Origin of the sequence: Lachnoanaerobaculum sp. MSX33 (genome assembly GCF_000512995.1) — a bacterium.
GTDB lineage: Bacteria > Bacillota > Clostridia > Lachnospirales > Lachnospiraceae > Lachnoanaerobaculum.
The window spans coordinates 38,706-61,020 of record NZ_AZXX01000011.1; the positions used below are offsets into that span (position 1 = coordinate 38,706).

A 22,315-nucleotide genomic window follows, 5' to 3' on the forward strand; every position below is an offset into this window, starting at 1 on the left:
AAGTCATATATTTATATTTCAATATCCAGTTCTACCGGACAATGGTCCGAACCCAAGATATCACTATGTATCTTAGCTTCCTTTATTCTATCTTTTAATTTATCAGATACTATAAAATAGTCAATACGCCAACCGACATTCTTTGCTCTGGCACCGCCCATATAGGACCACCATGAGTAAGCATCCGTTTTATCCGGATACAGTACTCTGAAGCTGTCGCAAAAGCCTGAGGTCAAAATAACATCCATCTTGCCTCTTTCCTCGTCTGTAAATCCGGCATTTTTCCTATTGGTCTTAGGATTCTTCAAATCTATCTCTTTATGAGCAACATTCAAGTCACCGCAAAATATCACCGGCTTTTTTTCTTCAAGTTTTAAGATATAGGAGAGGAAAGCATCTTCCCAAGTCATTCTGTAGTCAAGTCTTGTAAGACCTCTTTGAGAGTTTGGAGTATAGCAGGTTATCAGATAAAAATCTTCATACTCCGCCGTAATAACTCTACCCTCATTATCATGTTCCTCTATACCGATGCCATAGGTCACATTAAGAGGCTTATCTTTAGTAAATACAGCCACGCCTGAGTAGCCTTTTTTTTGCGCATAATTCCAATAGTCATAATATCCTGGAAGATCAAGTTCAATTTGACCTTCTGAGAGCTTTGACTCCTGTATACAGAAAATATCGGCATCAATATCTCTGAAAAAATCCAAAAATCCCTTTGTTACGGCAGCTCTAAGACCGTTGACATTCCATGAAATCATCTTCTTTGTACTTGCCATATCAATCATCACTCTCTTCATCTGCTGAAACAGTATATGTAAATCTCTTTCTTGCCATCTCGTCAGACTCAAGATATTCATCATATGTAGTAATCTTATCTATAAGACTTCCGTTAATGATTTCCATAATTCTGTTAGCTGTGGTCTGTACTACCTGATGGTCTCTTGATGAGAAGATAAGTACACCCTTGAACTTTACAAGTCCGGTGTTGAGTGCTGTAATAGACTCCATATCAAGGTGGTCTGTAGGCTCGTCAAGTATAAGTACATTTGCTCCGCTTATCATAAGCTTTGAGAGCATACAACGAACCTTCTCTCCTCCTGAGAGTACATTCACTTTCTTTACACCGTCTTCACCTGCAAAAAGCATTCTTCCAAGGAAGCCTCTTACATATGTAGCATCCTTGATTTCAGAATATTTTGTAAGCCAGTCAACTATTGTCTCATCACCTGAGAAATCCTTTGTATTGTCCTTAGGGAAATAGCTTTGTGTAGTGGTAAGACCCCATTTATAGCTTCCGCTGTCAGGCTCCATCTCTCCTGCAAGGATCTTGAAAAGTACGGTCTTTGCCTTTTCATTAGGTCCTACAAGTGCCACCTTGTCTTCTCTGTTTAACACAAAGCTGATATTATCAAGAATTTTCTCTCCGTCGATAGTCTTTGAAAGATTCTCCACTGTAAGAACTTCATTACCTATCTCTCTTGCAGGTCTGAAGTCGATGTATGGATATTTTCTCGAAGAAGGCTTGATATCATCAAGCTCGATTTTTTCCAAGGCTCTCTTTCTGGATGTAGCCTGCTTTGACTTTGAAGCATTAGCAGAGAATCTTTGAATAAACTCCTGCAACTCCTTGATCTTTTCTTCTTTCTTTCTGTTGGCTTCCTTCATCTGGCGAACCATAAGCTGACTTGACTCATACCAGAAATCATAGTTTCCAGCATAGAGCTGTATCTTGCCGTAGTCGATATCCGCAATCATTGTACAAACTTTATTAAGGAAATATCTGTCATGAGATACAACTATAATTGTGTTTTCAAAGTTTATAAGGAACTCTTCAAGCCAGGCAATAGCATCCAAGTCAAGGTGGTTTGTAGGCTCGTCAAGTAAGAGTATATCGGGATTACCGAAGAGCGCCTTTGCAAGAAGTACCTTTACCTTAAGGTTTGACGGCATATCACTCATCAATGTATAGTGATGTTCCGTATCTACTCCAAGTCCGTTTAGAAGTGCCGCAGCATCGGATTCGGCCTCCCAACCGTTCATATTTGCAAACTCACCTTCAAGGTCAGCCGCCTTTATACCGTCTTCTTCTGTAAAGTCAGGCTTTGCATATATTGCATCCTTTTCCTTCATTATCTCATAGAGTCTTGCATTTCCCATGATTACAGTATCCAAAACGGTGTATGTATCATATTTGAAATGGTCCTGCTCCAAGAATGAAAGTCTCTCTCCCGGTGTTATAACTATATCACCGTTTGTAGGTTCTATCTGACCTGAGAGTATCTTAAGGAATGTTGACTTTCCCGCACCGTTTGCACCTATAAGTCCATAACAGTTGCCCGGTGTAAATTTTATATTAACATCTTCAAAAAGGGCTTTCTTCCCCAATCTGAGGGTTATTCCATTTGCACTAATCATTATAATTCTCCTAAGAGTTTATCAACTGCCGCCATCTTTGTACATAGACACAGAAGGTTTGCGGCTATCTCCAAATCCGCTACAGGCGGGAATGAAGGAGCGATACGAATATTCTTATCATCCGGATCTTTTCCGCCCGGGAATGTAGCTCCTGCACCTGTCATTACAACACCTGCTTTTTTACATTTTGATACAACTTCTTTTGCGCATCCGTCCATAGTATCAAAAGAGATAAAGTATCCGCCCTTCGGCTTTGTCCAGCTTGCTATACCAAGACCGCCAAGCTCTTTTTCAAGTGTATCTATTACCATCTCAAACTTAGGTCTGAGTGAGTCGGCATGCTTTCTCATATGCTCTACCATACCGTGAATATCCTTGAAATATCTTACATGTCTAAGTTGATTTACCTTATCATGACCTATTGTCTGATTCTTCAACTGATTTTTAATATCCTCGAGGTTATTATGTGATGTGGCAAGTGCCGCAATACCTGAACCCGGGAATGTAACCTTTGATGTTGAAGCAAACTTATACACAAGATCAGGATTTCCCGCTCTCTTACACTCAGCCAAAATCTCTATAAGATGATCCTGATCAAGATCATAGAGATGATGAATTGTATATGCATTATCCCAATAAATTCTGAAATCCTTAGCTGCCGGCTTTAATCTTGCAAATCTTCTTACGACTTCGTCAGAGTATGAGTTTCCTGTAGGATTTGAATACTTCGGTACACACCAGATTCCCTTTATGGAATCATCATTTTGTACAAGCTCCTCTATCATATCCATATCGGGACCGCTCTCAAGCATAGGTACGCATACATTCTCAAATCCGAAATACTCCGTTATTGCAAAATGTCTGTCATATCCCGGTACTATACAAAGGAACTTTACTTTGTCAAGCTTACACCAAGGTGTAGAGCCCATTACTCCATGAGTATATGATCTGGAAATACAGTCATACATTACATTAAGACTTGAGTTTCCGTAGATAATAAGGTTATCTGCAGGAACCTCCATCATATCACCCATAAGCTCCTTTGCCTCAGGTATACCGTCAAGTACACCATAGTTTCTGCAATCTGAACCGTTCTCGCTCATAAGGTCCTTATCTGATGTAAGTACATCCATAAGTCCCATAGAAATATCAAGCTGCTCCTGTGAAGGCTTTCCTCTACTCATATCAAGCTTTAAGTCTCTGTTTTGCATAGCCTTATATTCAGCCTTCAGGCTTTTCTTAAGCTCCAAAAGTTCCTCTTTTGTCAATTCTGCGTATGGTTTCATTATATTCTCCTTATACCTGTTTATTGTTTTTGCTCATTTCTTCAAGCTTTGCATTCAACTCATCTAATTTCTTTTGGCATTCAAGTATCTTTGACCTCTGATCAAATACCAGCTCATCATCTGTTAAAAGATCATTGGCCGCTACATACTCTCCTATAACCATTTTGTAGGACTTTATAATATCCTCTTCTATTTTTATGTCTCTTTTGAGCTTTGTAATATCGGCAATTTCTCTGCCCTTATTTAAAGCATTCTGTGCTATTTTCTGTCCTTCTTCTTTAGCAATACTTCCATATATGCTTAACTTCTTGAAAAAATCTTCCATATAGCCTCCTTTATTCAAATATTAACAGTATAATTACTTTATCAACTTTTAGCAAGTCCAAGGTTACAGTTAGACAATAAATTATTTTAATGCCAAAAATGCGGCCATATTTCCTCTTATATCTCCCATTATTCTATGGGAATAAAGCAAATCCGGATTGCAGGCGGTACAAATATTTGATGTAAATATATTCTCAGGCAAAACTCCCGCCTCTTTTAATACTGTTTCATTGGCTTTCCAAAGTGAAAGTCTGAAATGATACTCTCCGTCTTCTCTGAAAATACTCTCTATATCTTCACTTTTAAAGTTTTTTGAAAACTCTTCGTATACATCTTCGCTTACCTGATAGCAGTCTTGACAAATACCTGGGCCTATACAGGCAATTACATCCTTTGCATCCGTGCCGAAATTTTTTGCCATCTCATTTATCATTACCGCACCCATTCTTTTACAGGTACCTCTCCACCCCGAATGTGCAAGTCCTATTACCTGTTTTTTTCTGTCATAAAAATAAAGCGGAATACAGTCTGCAAAAAAAGCCCCCAAGGTAATGCCTCTCTCATCAGTTATCAGTCCGTCAATATTTCTGTAGTCTCTTTCAACCGATACTCCCTTACCCATATCGCTCTTATTCACTACTCTTACATTGGTGGAATGCTCCTGATATGAGAGCACAAAACTGTCTTCCTTTACTCCCAGAGCTTTTGCCATTCTTTTATAATTCTCAAGCACACCCTCTTTATTATCAAGCTCTCTGCTGAAGCTTAAATTCATAGAGGCATAAGGGCCTTCACTTACCCCTCCTATTCTTGTGGAAAATCCCTGAACAAGCTCCTCATATTTTTCCAATGCTTCAAACGAAAAATATTCCACTCTGTTTTCAGCTTTTTTCAATCTCAAAATGTTTTTATCATTCTTTTTTAATATCTTTATACTCAATAAAATGCTCCTTTTATCCAATCTATCTTCTCACCCATTATTCCTATACAGTCAAATCTTATGCTGTGCATGAAATAATGCTTTTCATTAAGATAATACCTTGCCAGTTTTCGTATTTTCTGCTGCTTAAAATATCCTACAGACTCAAGCGGATATCCGAAGCTTTCATCTTTCCTGTATTTTACTTCTATAAATAATAATACATTGCCTTCTCTGGCGATAATATCTATCTCGCCAAATCTGTTTCGGTAGTTTCTTTCAAGTATTATAATTCCGTTATTTTCAAGAAAAGAGGCAGCAATTGCCTCCCCCTTGTTTCCGACTTCTCTTTTATTCACTTACAAAATTTCCTATAAATGATTTTCTGTGTATGGCACATGGCCCTATTTCCTTTAAAGCCGCTATATGTGTCGCCGTACCGTAGCCCTTATTTGATGCAAAGCCGTACTCAGGGTAGATTTTATCATACTCTGCCATAAGCCTGTCTCTGGTGACCTTTGCAAGTATACTTGCTGCGGCTATGTTTACACTCTTGGCATCTCCTTTTACTATACCCACCTGCTTTATATTTATATCAGGTATATGTACTGCATCCACCAGTAAAACATCAGGTGTTTTTTCCAGTGCATTTACGGCCTCTCTCATTGCCTCATAAGTAGCCTGTAATATATTTATCTCATCTATCAAAGTATTTGAAGCAATACCTATGCCGTACGCTATGGCGTTTTGCTTTATTTCATCAAATAAAACATCTCTTCTTTTTTCCGTAACCTTTTTGGAATCATTTAAAAAAGGAAGGAAGATGTCCTTTGGCAAAATTACCGCCGCCGCCACCACAGGACCTGCAAGCGGCCCTCTGCCTGCCTCGTCTATACCGGCAACATATGCCAAATCGCTGTATTTATTTTCAAATTCTCTCATGCCCTCAAGTCTTACTCTCTCAAGGGCAAGTTTTTCTTCACTTATTTTCCTCATCCTGTTTTCCTACGGCATTTGTAATGTGACTCTTCCAAGTTTCCCCGACCTGAACTCATTTACAAAGATACTTGCGGCCTTATCATAGTCAAGCTCATTGCCCTTCTTTGTACAACCTCTTAAGTTTGCTATTTTTATTAAAACGGCATTTTCATCATCACCGTCTTCCATCTCAAATCTTTCTGTAAGTATCTCAGGTCTGTTTTTAATAAACCATTTAATAAGTTCAAGCCCCAGCTCTCTGATATCTATAATCATATCGTTTATAGAGCCGATAAATGCAATCATCTCACCAATGTTTTCGTCTTCAAACTTTGGCCAAAGTATTCCCGGAGTATCTAAAAGTTCTATCTGACCTTTAAGTTTTATCCACTGATTCCCCTTTGTAACTCCCGGTTTATTTCCGGTCTTTGCCATTGCTCTTCCTGAAACCGAGTTTATAAGTGTGGACTTGCCGACATTCGGAATACCTGCCACCATTGCTCTTACAGGTCTGTTTTTAATTCCTCTTTTAGCGTCTCTTTCTCTCTTTTCCTTTGAAACATTCTCTATAGCCTTTATCAGTGCATTCACTCCGTTTTTCTTTCTGGAGTCCATAAACATGCACTCATAACCCTGCTCCTTATAATGGCTTGCCCATCTGTTGTTTGCACTCTCATCGGAGAGATCAGCCTTATTTAATATAATAATTCTGGACTTATTGGAGCCCAGTTCCATGATTTCCGGATTTCTTGTAGCCTCAGGTGCTCTGGCATCCGTCATCTCTATAATAATATCCACAAGCTTTATGGCATCTGACATCGCTCTTTTTGCCTTAGTCATATGACCCGGGTACCATTGTATCTTCATAAACTATCCTTTCATCAGGCTCTATTTTATAAAACCTATCCTTTTTACAGGCAATACTCTGATCCATGCATTACCTATAATCATATCTTCCGTCACATTTCCTATTGTAGAGATTCTGGAATCTTCACTTCCGACTCTGTTATCACCCAATACAAAATATTCATTGCTTGCCAACTTAATCTCGTCCGCCGCCAAACCGCCCGATGAAGCCTCAAAAAATTTATCCAACGCTTCACCGTCTATATAAACCAAACCTTCTCTTATATTAACACTTTCACCCGGAAGCCCTATTACTCTTCTGATACATACTCTTCCGTCTGTATTTTTAAATGCTATCAAATCATATCTTTTAGGTTTTAAAAAAGTATATGCGGCTTTATTTATAAGTACAGCCTCTCCCTGCTCTATCTGCGGTGACATGGACTGACCGACCATAAATGTTTTTGCTCCGAATATATACACCACAAACCATGCAAGTGAAAGTATCACTGCCAATTGCATCAATATGTCCAGTATTATTAAAAATCTTGACTCTTGTTTTTTTATTTTCATTTATTGACCTGTTTTTTTATTTTGTTTTTTGTTAAACTGATTATAGCATAAATGATGTTAGGAGAAAACTATGGAATATCGTATAGAGCATGACTCTATGGGCAGTATCAAAGTACCTGTGGACAAATATTACGGCGCTCAAACAGCAAGAAGTCTTTCAAACTTTAAAATCGGTACCGAAAAAATTCCGATGGAGGTGATAAGAGCATTTGCATATCTGAAGTCAGCCTGTGCCGCTACAAATCTTGAGCTTGGAAAACTGACAGAGGAAAAGTCGAATATTATAAGTACAGTTTGCAATGAAATACTTGAAGGTAAACTGGACGAGCACTTCCCGCTCTCCGTATGGCAGACCGGCAGCGGTACTCAAAGCAATATGAATGTAAATGAGGTAATTACCAATAGAGGCAATGAGATCTTGGGTAAAAAACTTTTGCATCCGAATGATGATGTAAATATGTCACAAAGCTCAAACGACACCTTCCCCGCCGCAATGCATATAGCCGCAGTTTTGGAAGTACAGGATAAACTCCTGCCTTCTTTAAACAAGCTTATACTTGCATTTAAAAAGCTTGAAGAGGAAAATAAAGGAATTGTAAAATCCGGAAGAACACATTTACAGGATGCCACTCCTATCGCCTTTTCACAGGAGATAAGCGGATGGAGGGCTTCCCTTGAAAATGATTATAAGCAAATAGAAAGTGCGCTTCCCTTTATAAAAAAGCTTGCTCTCGGTGCCACTGCTGTAGGTACGGGACTGAATGCTCCTAAGGGATTTGATACTCTGGTTGCAAAGAATATCTCAAAACTTACAGGTAAAGATTTTGTCACAGACAGCAATAAATTCCATGCTTTAACTTCAAAATCCGAACTTGCCTTTGTACATGGAGCACTTTCATCTCTTTCAGGCGATTTGATGAAAACAGCAAATGATATAAGATGGCTTTCAAGCGGACCAAGATGCGGTTTGGGTGAAATATTTATCCCTGAAAACGAACCGGGAAGCTCAATAATGCCGGGAAAAGTAAATCCTACACAGTGTGAGTCAATGACTATGGTATGCGTACAGGTAATGTCAAATAATACGGCTGTAAATATGGCATCAAGCCAGGGTAATTTTGAGCTGAATGTGTTTATGCCTGTGCTTATCCATAACTTTCTTCAGTCTGTCAGAATTTTATCTGAAGGAATGGACTCATTCAGAGTTCACTGTGTGTGCGGTATCAAGGCAAACAAACAAAAAATGCATGAAAATCTGCATAATTCACTGATGCTTGTAACCGCAATCAGTCCATATATCGGATATGAAAACGCTGCAAAAGTTGCCAAGCTTGCACATGAGAAAAATATTTCTCTAAAAGAGGCGACTCTTGTCATGAATCTTATGACAGAGAAAAAATTTGATGAGGTTTTTAAACCTGAAGAAATGATATAAAAGAAAGGATATTTATGCAACAAACCAAGAAGCAGGATATGACCAAGGGGAATATTACCTTCGGGCTTTTATTATTCTTCTTCCCCATACTCCTTGGAACTTTCTTCCAACAGCTGTATAACACTGCAGATGCGGTTATCGTAGGTCAAAATGTAGGAAAGCTCGGACTTGCAGCCGTAGGTGGAACCACAAGTACAATAATCAATCTTTTTATAGGCGTTTTTGTAGGATTATCCTCCGGTTTCAGTGTAATCGTCTCACAACACTATGGTGCCAAAAACGATAGGCTTGTAAGTATATGCGTTCATACTTCAATTGCGTTTTCACTTATAGTGGGAATCATAGTCAGTATATTAGGTATAATATTTTCAAAGACAATGCTTGCAAATATGAATATTCCGGATGACATGATGTCTATGGCATTACCCTATCTTCAAATATACTTTCTGGGACTTGCACCTAATCTTATCTACAATATGGGAGCCGGACTCCTTCGTGCTGTAGGTGATTCCAAAACTCCGCTTATATTCCTTGTTATAAGCTGTTTTGTGAATATAGTTTTAGACATTATATTGATACGCTATATGAATATGGGCGTAACAGGTGCAGCAATTGCAACCGTTACATCACAAATAATCAGTGCCGTATTGGTTATTATAGTGCTCTATAACAGAAATGATGCATTAAAATTAAGATTAAAAAATTTACAAATAAATTTTTCGGAGCTCAGTAAAATGATAAGTATAGGTACTGCCGCAGGAATGCAGTCTGCCATGTACACCATTGCAAATATACTTATTCAGGCCTCTATAAACATTCTCGGTACCGACACAATTGCCGCTTTTACCGCCTACGGTAAAATAGACACTCTCTTTTGGATGACTATACAGTCTCTCGGAATCTCCGTTACCACCTTCACCGGACAAAACTTCGGCTACGGTAATAAAGAAAGAGTAAAAAAAGGAATAATATACGGAATGATTTTATCTGTCGTAGTTACCGGAATAGTAATGATAATGTTAAAGCTCTTTGGAAGAAGTATTTATACCCTGTTTACCAAGGACGAGAATGTGTTAAAGATAGGTACGGATATGCTGAATTTTATGGTTGTTGCCTTCCCGGCATACATCATTATTGAGATCTTCTCAGGGTCTCTCAGAGGAATCGGTGACAGCTGGATACCTATGATAATGACCGCCGGAGGTGTATGCGTACTTCGAATAGTCTGGATAATTGTAATGGTACCGAAATTCCCGAATTTCTATACAATACTCTGGGCTTATCCGATTTCATGGATCATCACCAGCACACTGTTTTTGATATACATGTTCGGCTTCAGCAAGATGAAGCTTTGGTTAAAATCCAATATATATACTATTGATTAACAAAAAGGCTGTAACTTAATTTTTCATAAGTTACAGCCCCACTTTTTATCTCGGTTTTCTTACTTCTATACCTCTTGACTCTATGCTTTGTCTTATATTAAGCATTTGCTGGTCCGTATTTGCTATCACATCGGCACATTCCTTAAGCTGTCTTTCAACATCGTCGGAATCAATAAAATCCTTTTTGTATTTCAGCTGATGATCAAGGCTAGCCCAAAAATCCATGGCAATAGTCCTTATCTGTACCTCAACCCTCATAGGCTGCTTTTTCTCCGAGAAAAATACCGGTATCTCGATAATAAGATGGTAAGAGCGATATCCGTTTTCCTTAGGCTTTTTTATATAATCCTTTACGGCAATCAGATTTACATCGTCCTGTCTTGTAAGCATATCGGCCACTTCATAAATATCATCAAGGAATGAGCAGATAACTCTTATACCTGCCACATCATCCAGATTATTGACTATTGAATCAAGTGTAAGCGGAAGTCCGCGCCTTTTTAACTTTTCCACAATGCTTTTCGGCTTTTTTACTCTTGATTTTATCACCTCTATAGGGTTTCTTCTGTTTTTAACCGAAAGTTCATCATTTAACACTTCCAGCTTTGTCTTTACTTCCCTGATTGCACAGGTATACATCATCATGGCCTCCTGAAATTTCTGTGCCATTTCATGTATTTCTTCAGGTATCTGTACCAAATCGGGAACTTGTACAATGGACTGCTCCAATTCGTTATTCGGGTTATTTGATATATACATAAGCTCTCCACTTCTTTTGCATACTCTTTCCGGTATATTCCCCGGTCAAAATAATTATTTTAAAATATAATCTGCCGCTTCATCAAACCAAGGTGCCTTAACATACTCTACAAGACCTGCGTCCACCTGTCTCGCCACTTCAGGATCTATAGGAAGCTTTGCAAGTACCTTCAATCCTTCTTTTTTTGCTATCTCATCAATATGACTCTTTCCGAATATCTCATGCTTGCTTCCACAATCAGGACACTCAAAATAGCTCATATTCTCAACAAGACCGAGTATAGGAACATTCATCTTTTTAGCCATGTTTACAGCCTTTGCAACTATCATTGAAACAAGCTCCTGAGGACTGGTAACTATGATAATTCCGTCAACAGGTATTGACTGGAAAACTGTAAGCGGAACATCTCCTGTACCCGGAGGCATATCAACAAACATATAGTCGATATTGTTCCATACTGTATCCTTCCAAAACTGCTTTACAACACCTGCTATTACAGGGCCTCTCCATATAACCGGATCTGTCTCATTCTCTAAGATAAGATTTGTACTTACCACATTGATTCCTGTATTTGTAACAGCCGGAACCATAAGCTGATCATATGTAACCCCAAGCTTTCCGCTAAGCCCGAATGCCTTAGGTATGGAAGGTCCTGTGATATCGGCATCTATAATACCGACTCTAAAGCCCTTTGACATTGCCTTTACCGCCATAAGAGATGTTACAAGGCTCTTACCGACGCCTCCCTTTCCGGAGACAATTCCTATAACTTTATTTACACTGCTTTGAGGGTCAAGCTCTTCCCTGAATTCATTATTTGCCATATTAAAAACCGTATAGACTGATGTCTATAATTTCCTTTCTTACTTAGTATAATACTCTATTGAGCACAAAGTAATTATACTAAAATAATCAATATTTTTCTATGCGTTTTGTTACATATCTGACTTTTATATTTTAAATCTTCTCCACTACCTTTACATTGTCGCTGCCAAGTCTTTCGCCAAGTATTCTGACAGCCTCATCTGCGGGCACTCCCCACTCACCTCCAAGGTCCTTTTTTGCTCTTTCTTTTTTCAGATATATGATAACACTGTCATTTCCGCTCATCATGCCTATATCTGTAAGGAGATTTCCAAGATCCTCTTCATAACTTTCCTTATCGGCATACTGTATCCAAAGTTCTTTTTTCACTCTTCCAAACTCACTTACAGTATCTACTATTAGTTTGCCTTCCTCTTCTCCCGAGGTGTCAACTCTTCCCTTAACAAATACTTTTCCACCCTCTACCAGCTCATTGCCGTAGTTTTCAAATGCCTTCGGGAATACCACAAGTTCTATTCTTCCATACAGATCTTCAAGAGTGCATATAGCCATCATATCGCCTTTTTTGGTGAATCTTTTATTTACCTCCACCAGCAATCCGCCAATGGTCAATTTAATTCCCGACTCCAACGGAATCTCTCCGTTTTCATCCGGATAAAAGTCAATGCTTCTTGCATCGGAGTGTTTTTCCAAAAGGGGAATATATTCTTCCAAAGGATGTCCGCTCACATACATCCCCATAACTTCCATCTCATATTTTAGAAGTTCTTCTTTAGGATACTCCTCTATATGAATAAGTTCAGACACAAAGCTATCCTTATCCTCTTCACTTACCACATCAAAAAATGACATCTGACCGGGAATCACAGCCTTACTCTCCTTGGACTTCTTATCTATGAAAAGTTCCGCATTAAGGATTTTTTCATGTCTGTTTCCTTCCATACCGTCAAGTGCTCCCGACTTTATAAAGCCTTCAATGCTTCTCTTATTCAAATCCTTTTGCGGAAGTCTGTTTATAAAGTTTTCAAGCGAAAGAAATTTTCCGTTTAAAGTCCTCTCTCTTACAATCGCATCGGATACCGCTTTTCCGACACCCTTTATGGTGGAAAGCCCGAATCTTATGCCGTCCTCATCCACACTGAATGCTCCCTCACCAAGGTTTACATCCGGAGGCAATATCTTTATACCCATATCGGAAAGGCCACCCATATATTCAATAAGCTTGGTCGGATTATCGCTTACTGAAGTGAGTGAAGCCGCCATAAACTCTTTCGGATAATAATATTTCAGATATGCGGTCTGATATGAAACCACTGCATAACATGCCGCATGTGATTTGTTGAAAGCATAGCTTGCAAAGTCGATCATTTCATCAAAGATCTTGTTTGCCACATCTTCCCCTATACCGTTATTTATACAACCATTGATACCCTTTTCTTCATTTCCGTATACGAAGTTCTTTCGCTCCATCTCCATAATATGTGCCTTTTTCTTACTCATGGCACGGCGAACCTCATCACTTCCACCCATGGTATATCCTGCCAGATCTCGCACAATCTGCATTACCTGCTCTTGATATACTATACAGCCATAGGTCGGTTCAAGTATGGAAATAAGTTGTGGCGTATCATAGCTTACTTTGTCTTTGTTATTCTTACCTGCAATATATTTCGGTATAAAATCCATAGGACCCGGACGATAAAGTGAAATACCGGCAATTATATCCTCAAGATTTTCAGGTTTTAATCGCTTCATAAAGCTTTGCATTCCGCCGCTCTCCAACTGGAATACCGCATCTGTCCTTCCTGTGGATATGAATTCATATACCTTTTTATCATCATAGTCGATATTTTTTAAGTCGATATCTATATCATGATTTTTCTTTATCATTGCCAGAGCATTTTGAAGTACTGTAAGTGTGCGAAGTCCCAAAAAGTCCATCTTTAAAAGACCGAGCTCCTCCAAGGTCGTCATGGTAAACTGTGTTGTAACCGCATTATCCACTCCAAGTGCAAGCGGTACATATTCTTCAACAGCTTTTTTTGAGATTACAACGCCTGCCGCATGAATACTGGCATGTCTTGGGAGTCCCTCAAGCTTCAAACTGTAATTTATAAGTTCATGAACCACTTCATCACTGTCATACAGTTCTTTAAGTTCCTTATTTCTCTCAAGTGCAAGCCCCAAAGTAATATCCTTATCCATTGGTATCATCTTTGCAATACTGTCACATCTTGCATATGGAATCTCCATAGCTCTTCCGACATCTCTGATAACACCTCTTGCCTGCAATGTACCGAAGGTTATTATCTGGCATACTCTTTCACTGCCGTATTTGTTTACCACATATTCAATAACTTCACCACGTCTTTCATCCGCAAAATCCACGTCTATATCCGGCATGGAAACTCTCTCAGGATTTAAAAATCTCTCAAAGATAAGATTATATTTTATCGGATCGATATCGGTGATTCCAAGACAGTATGATACTACACTTCCTGCTGCAGAACCTCTTCCCGGTCCTACAGAGATACCCTTGCTTCTTGCATAATTTATATAGTCCCAAACTATCAAAAAATAGTCTATATAACCCATTTTTTCTATTACGCCAAGCTCATAGTACATTCTGCTCTTTATTTCTTCTCTGTTTGGATAATCGTCCGTGTAATTTCTTTCAAAACCGCTTTGACACAAACTTTCCAAATATTCCTTTGCCGACATTTGATTCGGCACAGGATATTCAGGCAATTTGGTCTCACCGAATTTTATTTCCACATCACACATATCCGCTATCTTACCGGTATTTTCAACAGCATCTATTGCATATGGAAATAGTGCCTTCATCTCATCTTCTGACTTTAAGAAAAATTGTCCGCCCTCATATCTCATTCTGTCCGGATCCGACACTGTCTTACCGGTCTGTATACATAAGAGTATATCATGTGCCTTAGCGTCCTCGGCATTTATATAGTGTATATCATTGGTTGCCACAAGCGGAATATCAAGCTCTTTTCCGATTTTTACCAGAACCTGATTCACATACTTTTGCTCGGGAATTCCATGGTTTTGAAGCTCCAAATAAAAAGAATCCTCACCAAACAGATCCTTATATTTTTGTGCAGCCTTTCTTGCATCATCCTCTCTTCCCCTTGATATAAGCTTTGGGATTTCACCTGCCAAACAAGCTGAAAGCGCTATTATACCCTCATGATACTCCTGTAACAGTTCAAAGTCTATTCTCGGTTTATAATAAAAACCTTCGGTAAAACCTTTTGAAACTATCTTTGTCAGATTCTCATAGCCCTTATTATTTTTTGCCAGTAAAATAAGGTGATAGTATCTGTCTCCCTGCTTTGCCTGCTTTTCAAATCTTGATGAAGGACTTACATACACTTCACAACCAAGTATCGGTTTGATACCCTGTGCCTTTGCCTCTTTATAAAAATCTATGACTCCATACATCACTCCATGATCTGTAATGGCAAGTGATGTCATATTGAGTTCTTTTGCTCTACTTATTATCTCTTTTATCTTACAGGATCCGTCCAATAATGAATATCCTGTATGTACATGTAGATGTGTAAAAGACATATTTCTCCTCTTTTTTCATTCAATACTTATTATATTATATCATATTTTGGGAAATTGGAGAGTATCTGTAAAAATCAATATTGATTATATTATGTAAATATATTTTATATAACTTTTCTTGTATTTTTCTTTACAAATGCTATAATAAATTCATCAATATAAGAAAGGAGAAGTTTTATGGCACAGACCGTTAATGTAAACTTTCGTCTGGATGAGGCGGATAAAAAGAGAATGGAAAATGTTTGTAATGAGCTTGGACTTTCTATGAGTGCGGCCTTTACTATATTTGCCAAGAAAGTTGGCAGAGAGCATCGTATACCTTTTGAAGTCTCTATGGATCCGTTTTATTCGGAGAATAATGTAGCTCATTTACGCCGAGGAGTGACTGCCCTTAATGCCGGACTTGGTGTAGAGCATGATATTATAGAGGAGTAAAACTTATGCATAAAATATGGTTTGATGAAGCCATGGGAAGACTACCTTTATTGGCAAAGTCAGGACAATCCTATCCTGTCGTGGACACTATAATTAAAATAATGGGAGATATCACAAAATATAAAAATTTTATGATATCTCCCTTTTAAACAATGGATCGCTTATAGATAATCTATTTGCAACAGTCATGCTTTCCGTTAAGATTCCTGTACGCATATAAAAGTACATCATTATCTACGCTGTTAAATTCTATAAAGCATATATCTCCTACATTAATTTTTATTTTATCATAAACTTTTGCATTTGATATATCTACACATTCCATAGCTACAGATACAGCATCTAATTCTGAAATAAAACCTGTATACATTTCATCATCCGAATCTATCATAACAGTTGATATTCGTTTACTCGAAATTATATATTCGAGGATATTTTCAATAGATATTTCACCGTCCAAGTCATTCATAGATACCGTTTTTATTTCTTTACCCTTCCAGTAATCTATATATAATTTCATTTTGGCTAAATATTCCGTACCCTCAAAACATGAGCTTATTATTTTCTTTTTAAAAGCATAAATTCCTGCTTCTCTCCCCTGATCATCATACGCTTTAAATATACAGATATCATCATTTTGATACAGCAGATATCCTACGCTAAAGCTTTCATCATCGGTTGAGTATATCTCATATAGTTTTCCTATTTCCATACTCGCCACTATATTCTCGCTCCAAATCTTCAATCAAATATTCATCACTCATACAATGCATATCGGAAATCCCTTTACTCATCAGTTCATATGTAAATGAGTGATAAAAAAAATCTAAAGATTCCTCAATTGAAATGTTTTTTTTTCGTGCAAAATTTTCTATAATGCGTGCATATTTCTTTTGTAATAACACAGGATTTGCATTCATATTGTCTCACTTCCCTCATACAATAAACTGTAGTCCAACGCTTTTTGTGTCCTGAAACATATCTGTAGATTAGGCTTTTCATATTTTAATCGACTTATAGCCTCTTTCTTGTCAATCAGTCCATCGAAAAATAATTCAATAGTGTTAAATACTTTATCATTAGCAACACCACCTATTACCACATCATAATCTGATACATCCTTACCTGCTCTACAATTTAAAATAAAGTCCAACCATCCATCTGAATATTTATCAAAGTTTAATACCTTTAATTTATGAAGAACCTTTTCATCAAATCTATAATATGATATTATCCCATTGCCTCCATTTCTTTTGAACTTTCTTGCCCAATTTACAGCCTGTTCATACAATGGCGTTGTGTAAAATCCCAATCCGAAATCAACATTTTTTCTTGAATGTAATAAATCCGGTGATTTAATTTCTGTATATGAACCATGATATAATCTCATACCGTCAGACCTCTTTTCTTCATCACATCCAAAATATCTTCAATAATATAGTCCTTACCCTGTGTATGTAATACATCATATGACGGTACTATATAACTGTTTAATATATCGCTGTCCTCTGTCAGTATTTGATATACTTCTCTTCCGTCTTTTCCCAGCTTTTTTGCAAGACCTTCTATACAAAATAACACATATTCCAAAACAGAAATATCATATATTATTTCTCTCTCCATAAATACCCTAGTACCTGTTCATTCTCCCCTTATTCATCACATATCCAAGCAGGGCACCTACTATACCTCCGAGGATATGAGTAAGATTTGAAATATTGTCCTGTACAAAGAATCCTTGATATATCTGCTCTCCGATATATAAAAGCGCTACAAGAATAAAAGTAAAAGGAATTTTTCCTTCTTTAAATCCTGCAAATGATGAAAGGAGTATAAATGCAAACACTACACCGCTTGCTCCAAGCAATCCTGAAGACGGGAATACAAAGAAATGTACCAATCCTGTTACAAGTGCAGTTGCAAGAATTACAAAGAGTATATTCGCCGAGCCGTACTTTTCTTCAAGCATCGGTCCGATTACAAGTATCAGCATTATATTACCAAGGAAATGATCAAGATTTGCATGACCAAGTACATGTCCGAAAAATCTGATATATGTAAGAGGATTTATAAAAGACGATCTGTATACACTGAAGAAAAGTCTTGTGGAAAGTCCTCCCGTAATAACATCCATTACAAATACTATAAAGCTCAAAATAACAAATCCCAATATAACCGGTGAATTGAATGAAATTTTTAATTTATTGTCCATATTTTCTCCTTGACTTAGGTTTAACTAACCTGTTCTAAAAAAGGGCGGATCAACCACCCTTTTTATCTACTCTATCAACAGCTTCAACTATGTGAATGCGCATCTTTGAATTTGATGCCCTATCTCCCTCTATGTAGAGTATATATTCAACATAGACATTTATCTCTTCCTCGTTCATATCTATGAGCAGAAGCTTTGTCTCTGTTTCCATATCCAATCTTCCAAAGGGAGTGTCATATATTGTTTTGTACCTACTGTTATTGGCAAATACCATCTTGGAATTTACCACACCCTCTTTGATAATTTCAACCCTGTTCTTCTTTACTATTATTGTATTAAGGATAATTTCATCAAAACCTTGGGCTTCTTCCACGTAAGTTATTTTGTGTATATCACCATCAATATAGTGATTTCCTGAAATATTCACGGCAATAGGATCGTTCTCATCATACCTCAAATGAGAGCCGCTAATCTCAATATCTACAAATTCTTTCATAATCTTCTACCTTAAAACCATAGTAGAAGCCGCAATGCGGTCTCTACCCAACCCTAAGCTACCACTGGTTGTTATGCAAATATCAAGTTTAAAATAAAAGAATGATAGTTTACTAGAAAAATGTATCTCCCCACTATTCTATATAAAATAACCTTAAATAAAAAACTGATAACTATGCTCAACAAAGAATGCCTGTCTGCTTTATGTACACTCTTGTCTAGCCAATCCAATTTGTATGCATTCTGCAAAGCTTTAAATGTTTTTTAATCGTAACAATATTTTATTGTCACTAAAATTCCTCTATATTGACTATACCGGCCTTCTTTACTATGCCGGGCATAATAGAAGATGCAAAATCACTAAATCTTTCCGCCATATCACTGACATAAAAGTCATGAAAAACTTCGCCGTCATCCACGGCACAAAGATTCTCACGCTCCAACAAAGATTTCAATTCCTTCGCGGTCTCATATGCAGGATTTACAAGGGAAACTTCCTCTCCCATAATCCTTCCAAAAGTCTTATACAGTAAAGGATAATGGGTACATCCCAATACCAGACTGTCAATATGTCTGCTCTTTAATTCACTAACATACCTTGAAATAATCTCATCTGTAACTCTGTCATTTATAAGTCCCTCTTCTACCAAAGGAACCAAAAGCGGACATGCCTTTTGTATTACTTCAAGTTCATTATTTATCTGATGAATAGTTTTCTCATATATACCGCTTGATATTGTTCCGCTGGTACCCACAACTCCAATCCTTCCCACCTTTGTGGTTTCGGCGGCAGTTATGGCACCTGCATGAATAACACCCATAATCGGTATATCAATCTCTGTCTTTAATATGTCAAGTGCAAAGGCACTGGCGGTATTGCACGCAATCACAATAGCTTTTACATTTTTTGTCTGTAAAAATTTTACAATCTGTCCGGAGTATTTAATAATAGTATCTCTTGACTTGGAGCCGTATGGAACTCTTGCCGTATCTCCAAAATAAACAGTACTTTCATTTGGCATCTGCGACACTATTTCCCTTGCTACCGTAAGCCCTCCGACACCTGAATCAAATATTCCTATAGGTAAATTCAAGAAAAATCACCTTCTCTCAAAAGCCAAATCAATGAGTTTGTCAATCAGCTCTTTCTTTCCGATACCTGCAGCCTCAAATAACATAGGATACATACTTATTGCGGTAAATCCGGGCATTGTATTTATCTCGTTAAATACAATCTCTCCGTCTTCCTTTGCAAAGAAGTCCACTCTTGAAAGTCCGAATCCGTCCAAAGCTGTAAAAATCTTTTTTGCACACTCCGGAAGTTTTTCTCTTACTCCGTCAGGAAGCTTTGAGTCAAGCAATGTGAGTGAATCAAGCTTATATTTTGCATCATAATCATAGAATGTTGCCGCCGATTTTATCTCACCGACTCCGCTTGCCATTACATCTCCCGGTTTGCCAAGCACTCCGCATTCCACCTCATGTCCCACTATAGTTTCTTCCACAAGAACTTTTCTGTCATGATTTAGAGCTTCTTTTATACCTTTTTCCAGTTCCTCTCTGTTTGAGGCTTTTGACACACCTCTTGAAGAACCGGCGTTTGAAGGCTTTACAAATACCGGATAGTCAAATCTGTTTTCAATCCTCTTTATTACTCCTTCAAAATCCTCCCTCGCTTCATAGTCAAGTACCGGCTCATATGCGGCCTGTCTTATACCCAGCTTGTCAACAACAAGTTTTGTATAGAGCTTGTCCATACCTACGGCACTGGCTAAAACTCCACACCCTACATAGGGAATCTTTGCAAGTTCCAACAGTCCTTGAACAGTACCGTCTTCACCATAGAGTCCATGCAGTACAGGGAATACCACATCCACATGAATTTCTTTATATTCCCCATCTGTCTCTACTATTATACACTTTTTTGTTGCATCAGGCAAAATAAATGCACAATTCTTTGAATTAATCCAACTTCCGTCTTCCATTGAAGATATATTCTCAACCTTGAGCCATTTACCTTCCTTAGTGATACCGATTAAAATGAGCTCATATTTATCAGTATCCACCTGTTTTGATATATTGGTTGCAGATATTACAGATATCTCATGTTCAGAGGACTGTCCTCCGAATATTATCACTAATTTCCTCATTATTTTGTAGGTGTTTCCTTAATCTTTTTGGAAACATTGACCTCCTGATTATTTATATGCTCGGCAATGATTCTCTTAGCCTCCGACTTATCTCTACTCTTTAGCGCCTTTAATATCATCTCATGCTCTTCCATAAGCTGATTTCTTGTCGCTTCAGCCTTTACATACTCAAGTCTGTAACGATACATCTGCTCACGTAGATTATTTATCATCTGAACCAACTTATCATTGCCTGTGCTTGTAAATATTATATCATGAAATTTCTCATCTGCACGTGCAATATCAATAATATCTTTATTTTCTATTGACTCAACAAATTCCTCTTCAGCCTGCTCAAGCTCATTTAGCTCCTCATCCGTAATCTTTGTACATGAAAGTTCTATTGCAAGCTCCTCCAAGGCTCTTCTCACTTCCAGAGTATCTCTAAGATTCTTTTCGGTAATCCCTGCAACCTCTGCACCCTTTCTCGGAATCATAAGCACAAGACCTTCAAGTTCAAGCATTCTTATAGCTTCTCTTATAGGTGTTCTTGACACTCCAAGCTTCTTTGAGAGAGCTATCTCCATAAGTCTCTCACCCGGCTGCAATTCTCCTCTTAGAATTGCCTGCCTTAAAGTTTTAAAAACCACATCTCTCAGTGGCATATATTCATCTCCTTCTGCATGTGAAAAAGCTGTCATTGTATCCTCCATATATCTTTCTATAGCGTATTTGTAATCTGTATATAATTTATTCTATCGTCTCTTTCCAATATCTCTTTGGTTTTTTGCATATCCTCATCATTTTCATAGATACCGAATATTGCAGTTCCGCTTCCACTCATAAGAGCTCCCAGACAATTATTCTCAAGCATTGTTTGCTTTATATCCGATATCAAAGGTAAAAGCCTTATTGAAGGTACCTCCAAAATATTATCAAGTCGCTTTGCAATTTTTTCTATCTTTGTCTTATCGGCTTCATCACTCTCTATGACGGAAACCATTTCACTCACATCTTTATGTTTAAAACCTGCTCTGTTAAGCCCTTCTATATCAAGGCTCTCATATACCCTTTTTGTAGAAAGTCCCGCTTTCGGTTTTACTATTAAAAGTTTCATTTTCGGTAATGGGCTTAACCGCCTAAGCTTTTCTCCGATTCCGCTTGCCAGTACCGTTCCTCCCATTATACAAAAAGGTATATCGGCACCAAGGCTTGCTCCAAGCTCCAAAAGTCTCTCATCGCTTACACCGAGTTTAAAAAGCTCATTTACCGCTTTTAATGTTGCCGCCGCATCCGCACTTCCACCTGCCATGCCGGCTTCCATCGGGATATTCTTCTCGAGCAAAACTTCAACACCAAAATCTTTACCGGTTTCATTTTGTAAAAGCACTATGGCCTTGTATATAAGATTGGTCTCATCCATTGCCAAATCAGTATTGTATGATTTAAGTAATATCTTTTTTTCTTCAAGTTCTTTTATTTCAAGTACGTCAAATATATCAACATTTGTCATAACCATTTCTACTTCATGGTAACCATTATCTTTTCTTCTCAGTACATCCAAGCATAAATTAATTTTTGCAAATGCCCTTACTTTCATTCAATAAACCTCTGTATTTTACTGCCCCTAAAAATATTGTTCCTAAAATTATACATTAAAATTTGTATAAAAACAACAGTTAGGTTTTTCTAATCTACATATAT

The 22,315-nt window shown here is 37.7% G+C and carries 26 protein-coding genes; 4 read left to right on the forward strand and 22 right to left on the reverse strand.

Annotation, left to right across the window (positions count from 1 at the left end):
- Positions 1-11 precede the first annotated feature (11 nt).
- The 9 genes from HMPREF1495_RS01495 to lepB form a co-directional block, all read right to left on the reverse strand.
- On the reverse strand, positions 12-800 hold the full coding sequence (locus HMPREF1495_RS01495; protein ID WP_034211461.1) for an exodeoxyribonuclease III: 789 nt from the start codon (positions 798-800) through the stop codon (positions 12-14).
- Positions 781-2,418 carry an ABC-F family ATP-binding cassette domain-containing protein gene (locus HMPREF1495_RS01500; RefSeq protein WP_034211464.1) on the reverse strand — a complete coding sequence of 546 codons (1,638 nt, stop codon included), beginning with the start codon at positions 2,416-2,418 and terminating at the stop codon, positions 781-783. Before HMPREF1495_RS01500 ends, HMPREF1495_RS01495 begins: the two co-directional genes overlap by 20 nt.
- Positions 2,418-3,704, reverse strand: coding sequence for an aminotransferase (locus tag HMPREF1495_RS01505; protein WP_034211465.1), 1,287 nt, complete (start codon positions 3,702-3,704; stop codon positions 2,418-2,420). The genes HMPREF1495_RS01500 and HMPREF1495_RS01505 overlap by 1 nt, the downstream gene beginning before the upstream one ends.
- Before the next feature lie 10 nt (positions 3,705-3,714).
- Positions 3,715-4,029, reverse strand: a complete 315-nt coding sequence (locus tag HMPREF1495_RS01510; protein ID WP_034211467.1) for a hypothetical protein — start codon at positions 4,027-4,029, stop codon at positions 3,715-3,717.
- Between the two features lie 81 nt (positions 4,030-4,110).
- Complete coding sequence (gene pgeF / locus HMPREF1495_RS01515) at positions 4,111-4,968, reverse strand: peptidoglycan editing factor PgeF (protein ID WP_034211468.1); 858 nt, start codon at positions 4,966-4,968, stop codon at positions 4,111-4,113.
- Positions 4,965-5,306, reverse strand: a complete 342-nt coding sequence (locus tag HMPREF1495_RS01520) for a YraN family protein (RefSeq protein WP_034211470.1) — start codon at positions 5,304-5,306, stop codon at positions 4,965-4,967. Before HMPREF1495_RS01520 ends, pgeF begins: the two co-directional genes overlap by 4 nt.
- Entirely contained in the window at positions 5,299-5,943 is a 645-nt protein-coding gene (locus HMPREF1495_RS01525; protein WP_034211472.1) for a ribonuclease HII, read from the reverse strand. The genes HMPREF1495_RS01520 and HMPREF1495_RS01525 overlap by 8 nt, the downstream gene beginning before the upstream one ends.
- 9 nt (positions 5,944-5,952) lie before the next feature.
- Positions 5,953-6,792, reverse strand: coding sequence for a ribosome biogenesis GTPase YlqF (gene ylqF / locus HMPREF1495_RS01530; protein ID WP_007595285.1), 840 nt, complete (start codon positions 6,790-6,792; stop codon positions 5,953-5,955).
- Between the two features lie 21 nt (positions 6,793-6,813).
- Positions 6,814-7,344 (reverse strand): signal peptidase I, encoded by a 531-nt coding sequence (gene lepB / locus HMPREF1495_RS01535; protein ID WP_034211474.1) that lies wholly within the window; start codon positions 7,342-7,344, stop codon positions 6,814-6,816.
- Between the two features lie 70 nt (positions 7,345-7,414).
- Here lepB and fumC point away from each other — a divergent pair, with 70 nt between their 5' ends.
- Both fumC and HMPREF1495_RS01545 read left to right on the forward strand, forming a co-directional pair.
- Entirely contained in the window at positions 7,415-8,779 is a 1,365-nt protein-coding gene (gene fumC, locus HMPREF1495_RS01540; protein WP_034211476.1) for a class II fumarate hydratase, read from the forward strand.
- A 14-nt stretch (positions 8,780-8,793) separates the two neighbouring features.
- Positions 8,794-10,164: an MATE family efflux transporter gene (locus tag HMPREF1495_RS01545; RefSeq protein ID WP_034211478.1), complete on the forward strand. Its 1,371-nt coding sequence runs from the start codon at positions 8,794-8,796 to the stop codon at positions 10,162-10,164.
- A 45-nt stretch (positions 10,165-10,209) separates the two neighbouring features.
- Here the strand turns inward: HMPREF1495_RS01545 and HMPREF1495_RS01550 are convergent, their stop codons facing one another.
- The 3 genes from HMPREF1495_RS01550 to HMPREF1495_RS01560 form a co-directional block, all read right to left on the reverse strand.
- Positions 10,210-10,923 carry a GTP pyrophosphokinase gene (locus HMPREF1495_RS01550; protein WP_007595280.1) on the reverse strand — a complete coding sequence of 238 codons (714 nt, stop codon included), beginning with the start codon at positions 10,921-10,923 and terminating at the stop codon, positions 10,210-10,212.
- A 54-nt stretch (positions 10,924-10,977) separates the two neighbouring features.
- Entirely contained in the window at positions 10,978-11,748 is a 771-nt protein-coding gene (locus HMPREF1495_RS01555; RefSeq protein WP_007595279.1) for an Mrp/NBP35 family ATP-binding protein, read from the reverse strand.
- Between the two features lie 133 nt (positions 11,749-11,881).
- Positions 11,882-15,340, reverse strand: a complete 3,459-nt coding sequence (locus HMPREF1495_RS01560; protein WP_034211481.1) for a DNA polymerase III subunit alpha — start codon at positions 15,338-15,340, stop codon at positions 11,882-11,884.
- A 177-nt stretch (positions 15,341-15,517) separates the two neighbouring features.
- On the opposite strand from HMPREF1495_RS01560, the gene HMPREF1495_RS01565 reads away from it, so the two are divergent.
- Both HMPREF1495_RS01565 and HMPREF1495_RS13735 read left to right on the forward strand, forming a co-directional pair.
- Entirely contained in the window at positions 15,518-15,775 is a 258-nt protein-coding gene (locus HMPREF1495_RS01565; RefSeq protein ID WP_007595268.1) for a type II toxin-antitoxin system RelB/DinJ family antitoxin, read from the forward strand.
- Between the two features lie 5 nt (positions 15,776-15,780).
- Positions 15,781-15,924: a hypothetical protein gene (locus HMPREF1495_RS13735; protein WP_156912970.1), complete on the forward strand. Its 144-nt coding sequence runs from the start codon at positions 15,781-15,783 to the stop codon at positions 15,922-15,924.
- Between the two features lie 23 nt (positions 15,925-15,947).
- Here the strand turns inward: HMPREF1495_RS13735 and HMPREF1495_RS01570 are convergent, their stop codons facing one another.
- From HMPREF1495_RS01570 to ispE, 10 genes are all read right to left on the reverse strand, one after another.
- Entirely contained in the window at positions 15,948-16,487 is a 540-nt protein-coding gene (locus HMPREF1495_RS01570; protein WP_242832825.1) for a hypothetical protein, read from the reverse strand.
- Complete coding sequence (locus HMPREF1495_RS01575; RefSeq protein WP_034211484.1) at positions 16,465-16,695, reverse strand: DUF3791 domain-containing protein; 231 nt, start codon at positions 16,693-16,695, stop codon at positions 16,465-16,467. The genes HMPREF1495_RS01570 and HMPREF1495_RS01575 overlap by 23 nt, the downstream gene beginning before the upstream one ends.
- Positions 16,692-17,165, reverse strand: a complete 474-nt coding sequence (locus tag HMPREF1495_RS01580) for a DUF3990 domain-containing protein (protein WP_034211485.1) — start codon at positions 17,163-17,165, stop codon at positions 16,692-16,694. The genes HMPREF1495_RS01575 and HMPREF1495_RS01580 overlap by 4 nt, the downstream gene beginning before the upstream one ends.
- A complete protein-coding gene (locus tag HMPREF1495_RS01585; RefSeq protein ID WP_007595265.1) occupies positions 17,162-17,398 on the reverse strand; it encodes a DUF3791 domain-containing protein in 237 nt (78 codons plus the stop codon). Before HMPREF1495_RS01585 ends, HMPREF1495_RS01580 begins: the two co-directional genes overlap by 4 nt.
- A gap of 7 nt (positions 17,399-17,405) precedes the next feature.
- Positions 17,406-17,987 (reverse strand): rhomboid family intramembrane serine protease, encoded by a 582-nt coding sequence (locus tag HMPREF1495_RS01590; protein ID WP_007595251.1) that lies wholly within the window; start codon positions 17,985-17,987, stop codon positions 17,406-17,408.
- A 49-nt stretch (positions 17,988-18,036) separates the two neighbouring features.
- Positions 18,037-18,483 carry a DUF1934 domain-containing protein gene (locus tag HMPREF1495_RS01595; RefSeq protein WP_007595250.1) on the reverse strand — a complete coding sequence of 149 codons (447 nt, stop codon included), beginning with the start codon at positions 18,481-18,483 and terminating at the stop codon, positions 18,037-18,039.
- A 289-nt stretch (positions 18,484-18,772) separates the two neighbouring features.
- Positions 18,773-19,576 carry a glutamate racemase gene (murI, locus tag HMPREF1495_RS01600; protein WP_034211487.1) on the reverse strand — a complete coding sequence of 268 codons (804 nt, stop codon included), beginning with the start codon at positions 19,574-19,576 and terminating at the stop codon, positions 18,773-18,775.
- A 6-nt stretch (positions 19,577-19,582) separates the two neighbouring features.
- Positions 19,583-20,632, reverse strand: a complete 1,050-nt coding sequence (locus tag HMPREF1495_RS01605) for a D-alanine--D-alanine ligase family protein (RefSeq protein WP_034211489.1) — start codon at positions 20,630-20,632, stop codon at positions 19,583-19,585.
- On the reverse strand, positions 20,632-21,312 hold the full coding sequence (locus HMPREF1495_RS01610) for a GntR family transcriptional regulator (protein WP_034211491.1): 681 nt from the start codon (positions 21,310-21,312) through the stop codon (positions 20,632-20,634). Before HMPREF1495_RS01610 ends, HMPREF1495_RS01605 begins: the two co-directional genes overlap by 1 nt.
- Positions 21,313-21,332: 20 nt before the next feature.
- Positions 21,333-22,211, reverse strand: a complete 879-nt coding sequence (gene ispE, locus HMPREF1495_RS01615; protein ID WP_034211493.1) for a 4-(cytidine 5'-diphospho)-2-C-methyl-D-erythritol kinase — start codon at positions 22,209-22,211, stop codon at positions 21,333-21,335.
- Between the last annotated feature and the right edge of the window lie 104 nt (positions 22,212-22,315).